Annotated in this window: 15 protein-coding genes; 4 read left to right on the top strand and 11 right to left on the bottom strand. The window is 32.6% G+C overall.

Annotated features, from left to right (window positions below):
- Nucleotides 1–4 precede the first annotated feature (4 nt).
- The 3 genes from DKK70_RS06965 to DKK70_RS06955 form a co-directional block, all read right to left on the bottom strand.
- Entirely contained in the window at nucleotides 5–481 is a 477-nt protein-coding gene (locus tag DKK70_RS06965) for a toxin-activating lysine-acyltransferase (protein WP_110433337.1), read from the bottom strand.
- Between the two features lie 372 nt (nucleotides 482–853).
- Nucleotides 854–3,004, bottom strand: a complete 2,151-nt coding sequence (pta, locus tag DKK70_RS06960; RefSeq protein WP_110433336.1) for a phosphate acetyltransferase — start codon at nucleotides 3,002–3,004, stop codon at nucleotides 854–856.
- 67 nt (nucleotides 3,005–3,071) lie between these two features.
- Entirely contained in the window at nucleotides 3,072–4,277 is a 1,206-nt protein-coding gene (locus tag DKK70_RS06955; protein WP_110433335.1) for an acetate kinase, read from the bottom strand.
- A 192-nt stretch (nucleotides 4,278–4,469) separates the two neighbouring features.
- Here DKK70_RS06955 and yfbV point away from each other — a divergent pair, with 192 nt between their 5' ends.
- Together yfbV and priC are read left to right on the top strand one after the other, a co-directional pair.
- The gene (yfbV, locus tag DKK70_RS06950) at nucleotides 4,470–4,916 is read left to right on the top strand and encodes a terminus macrodomain insulation protein YfbV (protein WP_181415937.1); all 447 of its coding nucleotides are present in this window, start codon (nucleotides 4,470–4,472) and stop codon (nucleotides 4,914–4,916) included.
- 13 nt (nucleotides 4,917–4,929) lie between these two features.
- Nucleotides 4,930–5,436, top strand: a complete 507-nt coding sequence (priC, locus tag DKK70_RS06945) for a primosomal replication protein PriC (protein WP_110433333.1) — start codon at nucleotides 4,930–4,932, stop codon at nucleotides 5,434–5,436.
- A 531-nt stretch (nucleotides 5,437–5,967) separates the two neighbouring features.
- Here priC and DKK70_RS06940 read toward each other — a convergent pair.
- The 4 genes from DKK70_RS06940 to DKK70_RS06925 all read right to left on the bottom strand — a co-directional run bounded on the left by DKK70_RS06940 (nucleotide 5,968) and on the right by DKK70_RS06925 (nucleotide 7,784).
- Complete coding sequence (locus DKK70_RS06940) at nucleotides 5,968–6,204, bottom strand: hypothetical protein (protein ID WP_110433332.1); 237 nt, start codon at nucleotides 6,202–6,204, stop codon at nucleotides 5,968–5,970.
- Nucleotides 6,185–6,844 (bottom strand): zincin-like metallopeptidase domain-containing protein, encoded by a 660-nt coding sequence (locus DKK70_RS06935; RefSeq protein WP_110433331.1) that lies wholly within the window; start codon nucleotides 6,842–6,844, stop codon nucleotides 6,185–6,187. Before DKK70_RS06935 ends, DKK70_RS06940 begins: the two co-directional genes overlap by 20 nt.
- A gap of 16 nt (nucleotides 6,845–6,860) precedes the next feature.
- Nucleotides 6,861–7,145 (bottom strand): hypothetical protein, encoded by a 285-nt coding sequence (locus tag DKK70_RS06930; RefSeq protein WP_110433330.1) that lies wholly within the window; start codon nucleotides 7,143–7,145, stop codon nucleotides 6,861–6,863.
- 354 nt (nucleotides 7,146–7,499) lie between these two features.
- A complete protein-coding gene (locus tag DKK70_RS06925; protein WP_110433329.1) occupies nucleotides 7,500–7,784 on the bottom strand; it encodes a hypothetical protein in 285 nt (94 codons plus the stop codon).
- A 481-nt stretch (nucleotides 7,785–8,265) separates the two neighbouring features.
- Here DKK70_RS06925 and DKK70_RS06920 point away from each other — a divergent pair, with 481 nt between their 5' ends.
- Nucleotides 8,266–8,640 carry a hypothetical protein gene (locus tag DKK70_RS06920; protein ID WP_110433328.1) on the top strand — a complete coding sequence of 125 codons (375 nt, stop codon included), beginning with the start codon at nucleotides 8,266–8,268 and terminating at the stop codon, nucleotides 8,638–8,640.
- 796 nt (nucleotides 8,641–9,436) lie between these two features.
- On the opposite strand, the gene DKK70_RS06915 is transcribed toward DKK70_RS06920, so the two are convergent.
- From DKK70_RS06915 to DKK70_RS17170, 3 genes are all read right to left on the bottom strand, one after another.
- Entirely contained in the window at nucleotides 9,437–10,000 is a 564-nt protein-coding gene (locus DKK70_RS06915; RefSeq protein ID WP_110433327.1) for a hypothetical protein, read from the bottom strand.
- A gap of 125 nt (nucleotides 10,001–10,125) precedes the next feature.
- Nucleotides 10,126–10,290 carry a hypothetical protein gene (locus DKK70_RS16945; RefSeq protein ID WP_219999707.1) on the bottom strand — a complete coding sequence of 55 codons (165 nt, stop codon included), beginning with the start codon at nucleotides 10,288–10,290 and terminating at the stop codon, nucleotides 10,126–10,128.
- 44 nt (nucleotides 10,291–10,334) lie between these two features.
- Nucleotides 10,335–10,457, bottom strand: coding sequence for a hypothetical protein (locus DKK70_RS17170; protein ID WP_258363913.1), 123 nt, complete (start codon nucleotides 10,455–10,457; stop codon nucleotides 10,335–10,337).
- 418 nt (nucleotides 10,458–10,875) lie between these two features.
- Between DKK70_RS17170 and cysK the strand changes: the two genes are divergently transcribed.
- Nucleotides 10,876–11,841 carry a cysteine synthase A gene (gene cysK, locus DKK70_RS06905; RefSeq protein WP_110433326.1) on the top strand — a complete coding sequence of 322 codons (966 nt, stop codon included), beginning with the start codon at nucleotides 10,876–10,878 and terminating at the stop codon, nucleotides 11,839–11,841.
- Between the two features lie 99 nt (nucleotides 11,842–11,940).
- Here cysK and ruvB read toward each other — a convergent pair whose 3' ends face one another.
- On the bottom strand, nucleotides 11,941–12,945 hold the full coding sequence (gene ruvB, locus DKK70_RS06900) for a Holliday junction branch migration DNA helicase RuvB (protein ID WP_110433325.1): 1,005 nt from the start codon (nucleotides 12,943–12,945) through the stop codon (nucleotides 11,941–11,943).
- Between the last annotated feature and the right edge of the window lie 18 nt (nucleotides 12,946–12,963).

Here is a 12,963-nt window from a genome sequence, read left to right as displayed (position 1 = left end):
GACTCTAACATTGAACTTTTTTTACGACAGTTTTTGTTTTCGATTTGTGATAACCAAAAAAGCAGAGATTATTTTTTAGGACTTTTTTACATATTGATTTCATTAAGAGAGATTCATTCAATCCAAATGGACAAAAAAAAGATAAAAGCCATAAATTTTTGCTATCATCTTTGGTATTGCATTGAACAAAATTTATATAACTATCAGTTTTATTTAAATATTGACATTCTTCATCTGAGTTCAAATAAGCCCAATTGAGATAACCCAAGGGTCGGTTATTTTTAATGAGTAAAATGAAATTTTTAGACTGAATGATAGGTAGTAATGTTTCCACCGCCGAGTTTATGGCAGCATTTCGGTAATATGAGTTTCTGTTCCACAACCAAACCATAGCACCTAATACTTCTGCCTCATTCCATGAAGTGTCATGATATATATTTGGTGCAATAACTCTTATGGAGTCATGATTAAGACAATTCATTTCGTTCTACCTTTTGTAAAATTAATGAGAAATTGATCTATTTGGAAAAATAAAACCTAATTTTTTTAATGTAGAAATAGAGACGCAAAACCGTCATTTTTTTAATTAAATAATTAAAGAGGTGAGGCATAACAGCAAATGTAACCACATGATTGAATTACAGAAATATAGGTTACAAATAAAAAATTATTTAAATATTAACCAAAAAATATTCAATAATTATGAGAATAAGATCAAAAAACAGCATTAAACAATGTAAAACTTACATCATCCTTAACTAATTTTGTCATTTATAAAAATGATAAGACTTGTGAGACAGGAAAATTGAGAGGTTATAGAAAAACCTCTCATAAATTAAAACATAGATTTTAACTATTTGCTAGCATTTTGTTCTTGTGCAGATTGAATAGCAGTTAGTGCAATAGTATAAACGATATCGTCAACTAAAGCACCACGTGATAGATCGTTAACAGGCTTACGCATACCTTGTAACATAGGTCCAATTGAGACAAGATCAGCTGATCGTTGTACCGCTTTGTAAGTGGTATTACCAGTATTTAAATCTGGGAAGATAAACACTGTCGCTTTACCCGCTACTTGTGAATTTGGAGCTTTAGATTTAGCCACATCTGGCATCACTGCCGCATCATATTGTAACGGTCCATCAATCATTAAATCTGGACGTTTTTCTTGAGCTATTCTTGTAGCTTCTTTCACTTTTTCAACATCAGCACCTTGACCTGAACTTCCGGTTGAATAAGAGATCATAGCAACACGTGGTTCAATACCGAAGGCAATAGCGGTATCTGCTGATTGAATAGCGATTTCCGCAAGTTCTTGTGCATTCGGATCTGGATTAATCGCGCAGTCACCGTAGATATACACTTGGTCTGGCATCAACATAAAGAACACTGATGACACAAGTGAACTGCCTGGTGCTGTTTTGATTAATTGTAGTGGAGGACGAATAGTATTAGCGGTGGTATGCACTGCACCAGATACTAAACCATCAACTTCATTTGCTTCAAGCATCATTGTACCAAGTACCACGTTATCCGCTAATTGTTCACGCGCAATAACTTCGGTCATACCTTTGTTTTTACGTAATTCAACTAATCGAGGTACATATTTGTCACGAATACGTTCTGGATCAACAATTTCAACACCAGCACCTAAAGTAACACCTTGAGATGCAGCTACTTTTCGTACTTCATCAGGATTACCAATTAACACACATTTAGCAATTTGACGTTCAGCACAAATTGCAGCCGCTTTAATTGTTCTAGGTTCGTCACCTTCTGGTAATACCACTACTTTTTTCGCATTACGTGCCAGTTCAGTTAATTGATAACGGAATGCAGGAGGAGATAGACGATGAGCTGAACTAACTACTTCTTTTAAAGATTTAATCCAACTTGCATCAATATGGTCGGCAACAAAGTTTTGAGTATTATCCATACGCTCTTTATCATCGACAGGAATTTCTAAATTAAATTGTTGTAAGTTGATTGAAGTTTGGAAAGTGTTAGTTTTAACTGTAAATATTGGTAAACCTGTATCAAATGCTGGTTGACATAATTTAGAGACATTTTCGTCAATGTCATAACCACCGGTTAGTAATACACCACCAATTGCCACTCCATTCATAGCAGCTAAACAAATTGTTACTAACACATCAGCACGATCGGCAGAAGTTACAAGTAACGCGTTAGGTTGGAGGTGATTAATGATATTTGGAACACTACGTGAACAGAAAGAAACATGCTTAATACGACGGTTTTTAATGCCACCTTCATTGATGATTTTAGCTTGCAAATGGTTAGCTATATCATAGGTACGACAAGCACTTAAATCGATATTCCAAGGAATACAACCAAGTACCGGTAAAGGACTATGTTCATTTAAATCTTTAATTGTGATTTTTTTACCGTCAAATTTAGGGGTATGATAAATTTCAACCACATCTGGGCGAGCAAGATTTTGCTCTTCAACCGGTGCATTTACTTTATTGACGATCACACCAATGATCTTATCATTTTTAATACCACCAAAATTAGATCGAGCAATCTCAATACGATCTTTTAACTGCTCTGGGCTATCTTTACCCATATTCACAACAAAAATAATTTCTGCGCCTAGCGTTTTGGCGATATTATTATTTAATTCATTCGCAAATGGATAATCCGTGGTCGGTACAATACCTTCAACTAAAACAACATCAGCACCCTTAGTATTTTCGGCGTAAAGTGCGACAATTTCTTCCATTAATACATCTTGTTGATTTAAACCTAATAAGTTTTCTACATGACTCATTTTTAAAGGTTTTAGAGTTGGAATTGATGTATTGTTGCTAACTAAAGTTGTAGTATTATCTGGAGCATCACCACCAGATCTTGGTTGTGCAATAGGTTTAAATACATTTAAATTAATACCTTGACGTTCCATTGCTCGAATAACACCAAGACTTACACCTGTTAATCCAACATTAGTACCAGTTGGAATCAGCATAATGGTACGAGACATAATATGTTTCCTCTTAATTCTTTATTAAATCCAAAAACAAACCGCCTTAACGGCGGTTTTAAAATTCTTAAGCTGTTAAGCGTGCAGCATCTTGTGCAATGACAAGTTCTTCATTAGTTGGGATAACCATTGCGATAGCTGAACCATCTTTAGTGATGACACCACCGTTACCAAAACGTGCTGCTAAATTACGTTCTTGATCAATCTCAAAACCTAGAATGTTTAATTTTTCTAGTGTTTTACGGCGAATCCCTTCAGCATTTTCACCAATACCGCCAGTGAATACAATTGCATCTAAACGACCATCTAATAGCATTGCATAACCACCGATATATTTTACTAATCGATGAACAAACACTTCTAAGGCATTTTTAGCATTTTCATCTTTATCTGCATTATCAGTTACATAACGACAGTCACTGCTAACACCAGTTAAACCTAGTAAACCAGATTTTTTATTTAATAAGTTATTAATATCAGCAACAGACATATTTAAATTGTCATGTAAGAAAAACATAATAGCCGGATCGATATCACCACTACGTGTTCCCATAACAAGACCTTCAAGCGGCGTTAAACCCATAGAAGTTTCAACACATTTACCGTTTTTCACGGCTGTAATTGACGCACCATTACCTAAGTGACAAGTGATCACATTTGTTTGATCAACTGGCTTATTGAGTAATCTTGCTGCTTCACGACTTACATAATAGTGGCTAGTACCATGTGCACCATAACGACGAACACCATACTTAGTATATAATTCATTAGGAATGGCATATAAATATGCTTCTTTAGGCATTGTAGTATGGAAAGCGGTATCAAAAACGGCAACATTTTTATTTTTTAAATGTGGAAATGCAGCAAAAGCTTCACGAATACCGATTAAATGAGCTGGATTATGTAGAGGAGCAAAAGCAGCTGCATCCTCAATACCTTTTAAAACGGAATCATCAATCACAACTGATTGGGTATATTTTTCACCGCCATGAACAATACGGTGCCCAATTGCTTTTATACTGTCTAATAATTCTGGTTTTTGTGGAAAAATGTTATTAACGATAAATCTAATCGCTTCGCTATGAGCCGCACCAGCACCTAAAGAAGCTTCTTGCTTTTCACCATCTAATTTCCATTTTATACGAGCATCAGGAAGGTGAAAACATTCAGCTAAGCCAGACAAAAATTCATCGCCATTTTCAGGGTTTATGATCGCAAATTTTAAAGATGAACTTCCACAATTCAGAACGAGAGCGTTATTACTTGATGACATAGTAATTCCTATAAATTGAATAAAAGATTTATACCAATCAAAATTGGTAACTCTACACATGACTAAATAATCTATGTGTTATACAAGGCGACTTCTGATATCTTGAATTTTGATATAAAATAAAGAGAGCCCCCAATTTGAATGGCACTATTTTAAGACAATAAAATGTGAATGTCGAGGAATCCAAAGCAGATGAACTTAGTTAAAATTTTTAAACAAGGACAAACATATATGGATATTTGCCCAAATGATAAAGGACTATCCTACTCATTTCCTGAATTAAAAATTATAAACTACATCAAAATGGCAAAAAAAATTTTACCGCCAATCATCATCGGTCTAATTCTTTGGCAATATTATTTACCCGCACAATTAGTGGTAACAATCATCACCATTTTATTTACTTTAAGCTTACCTATCCAAGGGATCTTATGGTTAGGCTATCGATCCCAATCACCTTTACCACTCAATTTAGTTGACAACTATAACCGAATTAAATTACAACTAATTGAAAAAAAAGTATTAAGTCCAAATAAAAATCCAAATGAAAAATTAACTTTTGCATCGTTAATGAAACTTATAAACTTATCTAAAATTCATTTAGGTAATTATTTTGGACAAGATAACGATAATCAATAATGAAGATAGATCCATGCAAAAATTTTTGGACAAATTAAAAACTCAAATAAATGAACTTGAACAGCAGATCAACTTAGCCGATCAACACTCCTATCAAGAGCTCTATTTTGATGAACATCTGTTTAATACGAGTAAGATTGAAACTAATCTTCAATTCTATTTGGACAAAATCAAACAAACCTATCAAGCACTTTGTGATGCAACACGCTTACAAAAACTAACTCAAATTGAATTTTTATCTGAAAAACTTATTAACCAAATCACCGCCCTAACACGTGAACTTGCCACAGTACATCTCCGTAAACCAACTCCTGAGGATATTATTCAAGAAACATTAGTAGAAAAACACTCAAGACATTTAGATTATTTACGACGATTACAAGAGATGAAGTATGAATTTGAACTCTCACCAAAGTTAATAGATCACACTAGATTAGCCGCCCTTGACAATCGAATATATCGCTGCCAACAAGCGATAACAAGAATTGAATTAGAAATGGAAAATAGTATACCGGATTAATTTAATAAATTAATTGATTTTACCAAACCATATTCATCCATCATGATAAAAAAGAAAGCTATTCTTTGCTCTAGACAAACTAAAAACTATCATCACAAATATCCTTAAAATCATCTGTGTTAATTCTAATGTTTTTGAATAAAAGTCATAATAATATCCGGAGTTGATATTATATTGCTTAACAATATCTTTAAATTTATCTAGACAGTTATTCTCAATTTGGTGACAACTATTGTTTAAATGTTTATCCAGATTATTGATTTAATTAGCAAAATTTTGCCATTTTCCCTTGGCTAGAATTTGCCAACGCTCTTTTTTGTTATTAGATAAAAAATTATCAATATAAAAACTTAAAGCATCCATAATTCATTTCATGAAGTAATATGATAGTTATTTGCAATATATCATTCGCATTATTTTTTTGTCGTTAATGAATTTAATCATTGAGGTAGTTTGGCTGAGTTGATCTTTCGAGCTAGGCATAATTTGGCTACTTTTTACCGAGGATCAACATATAAACAACAGCCACCATTAAAACTCCATACTGGCGGCTGTTTGCTTTGATATTGCTGCATTTTCACTAGATTGCAGTGCTTTTAATAATGCCCTTAAGTCCTCTGGACAATTGTCAAATATTAAATTATAGACTTTATCCGTTTCATGCAAAGCATTTCCTAACTCACTTTTCTGCTCTAGCATATCATTATCAAATTTAGCTAAATTATATTTAATATATGCTAAACTCTTATCATATTTTGAATAACCCACACAGTTTGATTGCTGTCAGTTCGGCAACTAATGCTTCTTTTCTTGCAAAAACTACTGTTTCCGCTAGAGTAGTCGGAGTTCGATTTAATTGTTTAGCCGTTGAATGTCCAAATTCATGAAACAAGTCATTATAATAACCTTCCGCGGTATCATATTGTGAAGGATGTGGCATATGAATAGAGTGATTGATAGGATTATAACGAGGACTAGAACAACTATTATGCAATATTGCAATCTTTTGTGCTTTCATAACTTCTTCAGCAGCATCATTTCTAACCCAACTCGGAGTAGGTTTTACATCTATGGGTAAAGTGTCAAAAGAGGCCTTATCTAACTGCTCAACATTATAAAATTTAACATTTCTATAATGAGTATCATTTTGATATAAATCACTTTCGATAAAATTTGCTATTTCATCGGGTTTTAACTGTAATCCTTTAGCCTTTATTTCCTCCTCAGTTAACCAACACGTTTCGTTAAATCCTTTTCGATGACCATATCTGTATAAATCATTAGCTTCGTAGATTTCATTGGTATAGGGGTTTTTAGGATAATTGACATTAGTTTGGTTAAAATTAGGAGTAGGCAGAGATTCATCCGCTAATTGAATTTTTTCATATAGTTCATCAACTTCGTTCATAGTATCAAAATCCTTTTTACATCTCTATAAGCCATGTATATTCTAGATTGTTTTTAGTACGTTCTCTCACAAAACTAAGTGCAATAACCCTTTCATAATAGGCATGAATTTTTAACCAATCTTCATCGTAAAAACAGAGATCATTTTTATACTTTTCATAAATATAATCAGTTAGTGCTTTAAGCTCTTGTAAATAGTTGTCATGCTGCTCTTGAGTGATTAAATTGACCTCTAAGGCATATTCAAATTCATTTTTCATTGTACTTTCAATAATATACATCCTTTCTCTTTGGTCTCGCATTTCTTCTCCTTTTAAATGACTAATCTCTAAAATTAAAATATTTTTTTATCTTATGCAATCAGTTTTATTGATTATGGTTAATGCAGTGGTAAAAAAAGCTAATTGAGGTGATAACTTATTTTTTAGCTGATTAATGTTTTTAAATATTGTAAGAATTTATATTTTAATATAATTAATTAGCAACCTTAAAAGAGTCAATAGATTTTATACTTATAAAGCGAATTGAAGGAAGTTGGCAGGAATGGATATTAATTCAGATAAATTTGGTTAAAATTAGCGATGACCTGAGTCTTATCCACTAATTGCATTTTTTATATAATACATTAACTTTCTTCGTGACATCAATATTCATTTTTACATCTCTATAAGCCAGAAATATTCTAAATCCTCTTTGATATAGGGTCTTACAAAGTCAAGCGCAATAACCCTTTCATAATAGGCATTAATTTTTAACCAATCTTCATCGTAAAAACCAGGAAAATCTTTATACTTTTCATAAATATAATCGGTTAGTATTTTAAGCTCTTGTAAATAGTTGTCATGCTGCTCTTGAGTGATTAAATTGACCGCTAAGGCATATCTAAATTCATTTTTTACTAATAGTTCAATACTATACACTCTCTCTTTTTGGTCTCGCATTTCTTCTCCTTTTAAATGACTAATCTCTAAAATTAAAATATTTTTTTATCTTATGCAATCAGTTTTATTGATTATGGTTAATGCAGTGGTAAAAAAAGCTAATTGAGGTGATAACTAAGTTGTCGTTAATTTTCATGCTCACAACTCATTGTAAGTTTAAGAAGAATTTATTGAAATAATGGCATAGCTAAGAGTTTTTTAGGTTAAATCTTTATATTATTCATAACGCAAATACAATAATGGCATTAACCGATAAAGTTCTGTTTGGATATATTTAAGTCTACTATAATTATATTTGTCATCATTCTGCCAATAATGATATCGCTACAACAAGATAAAAACAGCAATAGCTAAATACCATTATAGTGAGCTTTTTTTGGTGAAATTCATTGCCCAAGTTAATTAATATGGTGCGATAATTGCTAGGCGCGTAAAATATCTAAACGCTTTAACGTTTAATTATGTAATGGAATAAGTAATAATGATTAGTAATCTTACAGTAGACTCTTCTGGAAGAAACATATCTTGGATGAACTGTAATTCAACCATAAGCAAAAATTTTAAAATGAAAGTTTTTCAGGTAGTGGAAATTAAATTTTTAAATCAAATATTAATCATATCTGACTATAAAGAAAACGGTGAAAAGAATATGTTCATATATGATGAAAATGGATATTGTATTGCCAATCCTAAGATGCCTTCATCCGAATTTTATGGTGTTTATGCTATTTGGTATAGAGATAATAATAAATTGCAAACAGTTGTATTGTTGAGTAATGCTAATTCAAGTTATGAAAAAAAATGTATGTTTAATCTTGAGACTTTTGTTTTTTCAAATTTTTCAGAAACTAAATGATGGTTAATGCTAACCATAATAAATTATACAGCTTCTCTCCTAATAAAATAAAATCTAATTCAATTAAATCATACTAGGCGTAATGATTTAGTGACATTGTTGATATTTTAATTTAGAAATCTATAGCCATCAAATCACAATTAAAGTTCAGCATTAATAACCCGAATCATTCGCTTATAATTATTAATTGAATAATATAGGTAATCCATGCAACAAAATTAAGGTGTATAGCGATATTAAGACGAAATTAAAGATAAAGCTTTAAAGATAAAGCTAAATTATTAAGCTTAAAATCACACGGCAAGATATAGATATATGGCAACTTAACCATCTGAAGTTTATACAAAAACAGTTTTTATCAAAAATTTTATGGCAAACCTAAAAATGGAAAAAATGAATATAAGCACAATAATCGATCCGAAGGTGTAGCAACATTAAACGTGTAAGATGTTTTTTAATTGGTGAATGCATAAACAATCAAATTGTAACCACAACTTTAGCTATACTGCAAAAAGTAACTGTTCTATTTGCAAAGTGAATAAAAAATATATCAAAAAAATTATATTAGATTGGATATAAAATAAGATAAGTTATCCAAAATAATCATAAATCTATTTAAATAGAGATAATAGCTAATGGAATTAACTCAATTACGATTATATTAGTAGATTCAAATCTTGTGAGATTAGTAACCAGTACATTAGTTCCAAAGGTACCGGTTGATTTCTGTTGGATAGGCACTTTTGTGGTATAAAAGAGTGTGATGAAGAAAAATTTTACCCGTTTATCTATTCAACTATCCAAAGAAAAAATACATAAAATTATCAATATACAACTTAGAAGAAAGATTTTTGTTTAATTCCTCTTCAATTCTTGATAAATATTCAGGTTTGGGATTAAAATCATCATCAGTCACATCCCCGCCAAATTCAATCTGTTCCACCTCAATAAATTTTGAATAAATAATCAAAAATTCACTTAATGAGTCAGTCAATTTATACATCTCCATCTGTACACTACCATAAACTGGAGATTTAAGGTCAGATGAATCGCAAAACAATACATCACCATTACATTCAGCAAATATGATATAACTATCTTTCCATTCAGGATTATTGTCCCAACCTTCAAGTATCCTTTTGAATCTATTTCTTTCGATAATACTAATCCAAGGATTGCATCCAAAAAATGGCCCATCTTCAAGTATTAAATGGTCATAAAAGTACAAAATCTCTCCAGTCAATGGAAGGTCAATTTTATCAGCCTGCAATTTCGTATCAGAATACTTCATTACTCCTAGCGGTTCACCACTATTTTGAAAGGATTCTACAAATTTACGTAAAGCATCATCTATAAGCATACATTTTTACCTTTAATATTAATTGCTTTGCTTTTATTATCTTTTTTCTATCGACAAACAGCCATTGCTGGTGTTTTGAATATTGTTTTTTATCATTTAACTTGCTAATCGACTTCTTCTATCCTCTAAAAAGGTAGTGCTCCTTTAATAGCAGAAAATTTTTTAATTTCAATGCGTTGCCCTCTAAAATAATTTAAAGCGTCTTCTATATTGGAAAACCTACTAATTTCTTCAATGGCATAGTCTTCAGTGGCATAGTCTTCAATGGTAAAGTCTTCAAACATTGTCATTTTATTTTCCGGTATATGGAAAAATAGGTATGGTATTTTTCATCCTATTTTTTAAAAGCATATTCGAATAAATAATTTTCACCATTTATTTCCTTTACTTCATCAAAACCTCTAACTTTACCTTTTTCTATAGCAGTAATTGATTTTTCAATATCTAAATCCATCATCTATATCAATCCTAACTATTCTTTTAGTAATGTTATCGTTGGTATTTGTTAGTCGCAATCATAATTGCAATGTTATTTGATGAGATAAACAACTTTATTATTTAATCATTTTGTTGGAATATTTCATATTATTTTAGATATTATCTTTTGCAGATTAAAAGTTCAAGAATGGATAAAATAGTAAATCCATCAATGATTGTTATGGGGGGATGGAATTTAGCAACTAACACGTTTTTCCAATTAGTATTCTAACATCTTTGATGTCAGTCATTTTTCTCATTATTTTTTGCTTATGACTAAAATGTATATTGTTATAATTATTAATTAGTTTCATCTTTTATCGTTGTATTTATAATGGTATTACTTATTAGCACTAACTAAATGCTATTTATCATTAGGCAATAAAAAGGATACTAACATGAGTAAAATATTTGATGATAATTCCCAAACCATTGGTCATACGCCTTTAGTTCGATTAAAACATTTTGGTAAAGGTAATATATTAGCCAAAATCGAATCTCGTAATCCTAGCTTCAGCATAAAATGTCGTATTGCATCAAATATGATTTGGGATGCCGAAAAAAGAGGTTTACTCACCCCTGATGTTGAACTTATTGAACCAACCAGTGGCAATACCGGTATTGCATTAGCCGCAGTGGCTGCTGCTCGCGGTTATAAGTTAACCTTAACTATGCCAGAAAGTATGAGTATTGAACGCCGCAAACTTCTTAAAGCTTTAGGCGCCAATCTAATATTAACCGAAGCGAGCAAAGGGATGAAAGGTGCCATCGAAAAAGCAGAAGAAATCGTTGCCAGCAACCCAAAACAAAATATCATGCTTCAACAATTTAGTAATCCCGCCAATCCAGAAATTCACGAAAAAACTACCGGACCAGAAATCTGGCTTGATACTGATGGCCAAATCGATATTTTTATTGCCGGTGTTGGTACAGGTGGAACATTTACCGGCGTAACCAAATACATTAAAAAGATCCAAGGTAAAAATATTACTGCGGTCGCAGTCGAACCAACTACCTCACCAGTCATCACTCAAGCGCTTGCAGGTGAACCTATCAAACCAGGACCACATAAAATACAAGGTATTGGGGCTGGATTTATTCCTGATAACTTGGATTTAAGCTTGATTGATTTGGTCGAAAGAGTCTCTAACGAAGAAGCCATCGAAACGGCACGAATAATAATGGAAAAAGAAGGCATCTTAGCGGGAATTTCATCCGGTGCGGCAGTATTTGCTGCTGACCGCTTGGCGCGACTACCAGAAAATGCCAATAAAACCATCGTGGTTATCTTACCATCTTCAGGTGAACGTTATCTTAGTACTGATTTATTCAGTGGTATTTTTACTGAAAAAGAACTCGGTTAATTTATACTACAACAGCAAACACCGCCAATCGGCGGTGTTTTATCAAATATTCGGTAATTTAAACTGAATGTAAATTAATCTAATTGTAAATTAGTCTAATTAATCATCTTGAACAATACCAAAGTGTCGATAAGCATGCGGAGTTGCAATTCGTCCTCTTGGCGTTCTTTGAATATAGCCCTGTTGAATCAAAAAAGGCTCCAACACATCTTCAATGGTTTCACGTTCTTCGCCTATTGCAGCGGCAATATTGTCTAATCCTACTGGTCCACCCATAAACTTTTCGATAATAGCCAGTAGTAACTTACGATCCATATAATCAAAGCCTGCATTGTCGACATCTAACATATCTAAAGCTTGTGTGGCAATACGTTCATCAATAATACCTTTAGATTTCACATCCGCATAATCTCGTACCCGTCGCAATAAACGATTGGCAATGCGCGGAGTTCCTCGTGAACGTTTAGCAATTAAGTAAGCGCCTTCTTTAGAGAGATCCATCCCTAAAAATTTTGCGCTACGGCTTACAATATATTCCAAATCCTCAACCCGATAAAACTCAAGGCGTTGCACAATTCCAAAACGATCACGTAATGGCGATGTTAAAGAACCAGCTCGTGTGGTTGCGCCAATGAGCGTAAACGGTGGTAAATCAATTTTGATTGAGCGTGCAGCAGGACCTTCACCAATCATAATATCGAGCTGATAATCTTCCATTGCAGGATATAAGATTTCTTCAACAACAGGGGATAAACGATGGATTTCATCAATAAATAGCACATCATTCGGCTCTAAATTGGTTAACATTGCCGCTAAATCACCTGCTTTTTCTAACACAGGACCAGAAGTTGTGCGCAAATTAACATTCATTTCATTAGCGACAATATTGGCCAATGTTGTTTTACCTAAGCCTGGTGGGCCAAAAATTAGAACATGATCAAGTGCATCACTGCGTTGCTTAGCTGCTTGAATAAAAATTTTCATCTGCTCACGCACTTGAGGTTGACCAATATATTCATCCAGATATTTAGGACGAATAGCTCGATCTAGCGACTCTTCTTCTTTTTGAGCCTGTGGTGCGATTAAACGATCCGCTTCAATCATCATCGATCCCTACTTTCT

The sequence above is a fragment of the Gilliamella apicola genome, assembly GCF_003202655.1.
GTDB classification, from domain to species: domain Bacteria; phylum Pseudomonadota; class Gammaproteobacteria; order Enterobacterales; family Orbaceae; genus Gilliamella; species Gilliamella apicola_R.
The sequence above is the reverse complement of the archived record's forward strand: the minus strand, read 5'-3'. Positions and strand labels throughout refer to the sequence as shown.

Coding starts and splice junctions, on each gene's coding strand:
- DKK70_RS06965 (WP_110433337.1), bottom strand. CDS start 481: ATGAATTGTCTTAATCATGACTCCATAAGAGTTATTGCACCAAATATA.
- pta (WP_110433336.1), bottom strand. CDS start 3,004: ATGTCTCGTACCATTATGCTGATTCCAACTGGTACTAATGTTGGATTA.
- DKK70_RS06955 (WP_110433335.1), bottom strand. CDS start 4,277: ATGTCATCAAGTAATAACGCTCTCGTTCTGAATTGTGGAAGTTCATCT.
- yfbV (WP_181415937.1), top strand. CDS start 4,470: ATGAACTTAGTTAAAATTTTTAAACAAGGACAAACATATATGGATATT.
- priC (WP_110433333.1), top strand. CDS start 4,930: ATGCAAAAATTTTTGGACAAATTAAAAACTCAAATAAATGAACTTGAA.
- DKK70_RS06935 (WP_110433331.1), bottom strand. CDS start 6,844: ATGAACGAAGTTGATGAACTATATGAAAAAATTCAATTAGCGGATGAA.
- DKK70_RS06930 (WP_110433330.1), bottom strand. CDS start 7,145: ATGCGAGACCAAAGAGAAAGGATGTATATTATTGAAAGTACAATGAAA.
- DKK70_RS06925 (WP_110433329.1), bottom strand. CDS start 7,784: ATGCGAGACCAAAAAGAGAGAGTGTATAGTATTGAACTATTAGTAAAA.
- DKK70_RS06920 (WP_110433328.1), top strand. CDS start 8,266: ATGATTAGTAATCTTACAGTAGACTCTTCTGGAAGAAACATATCTTGG.
- DKK70_RS06915 (WP_110433327.1), bottom strand. CDS start 10,000: ATGCTTATAGATGATGCTTTACGTAAATTTGTAGAATCCTTTCAAAAT.
- DKK70_RS16945 (WP_219999707.1), bottom strand. CDS start 10,290: ATGACAATGTTTGAAGACTTTACCATTGAAGACTATGCCACTGAAGAC.
- DKK70_RS17170 (WP_258363913.1), bottom strand. CDS start 10,457: ATGATGGATTTAGATATTGAAAAATCAATTACTGCTATAGAAAAAGGT.
- cysK (WP_110433326.1), top strand. CDS start 10,876: ATGAGTAAAATATTTGATGATAATTCCCAAACCATTGGTCATACGCCT.
- ruvB (WP_110433325.1), bottom strand. CDS start 12,945: ATGATTGAAGCGGATCGTTTAATCGCACCACAGGCTCAAAAAGAAGAA.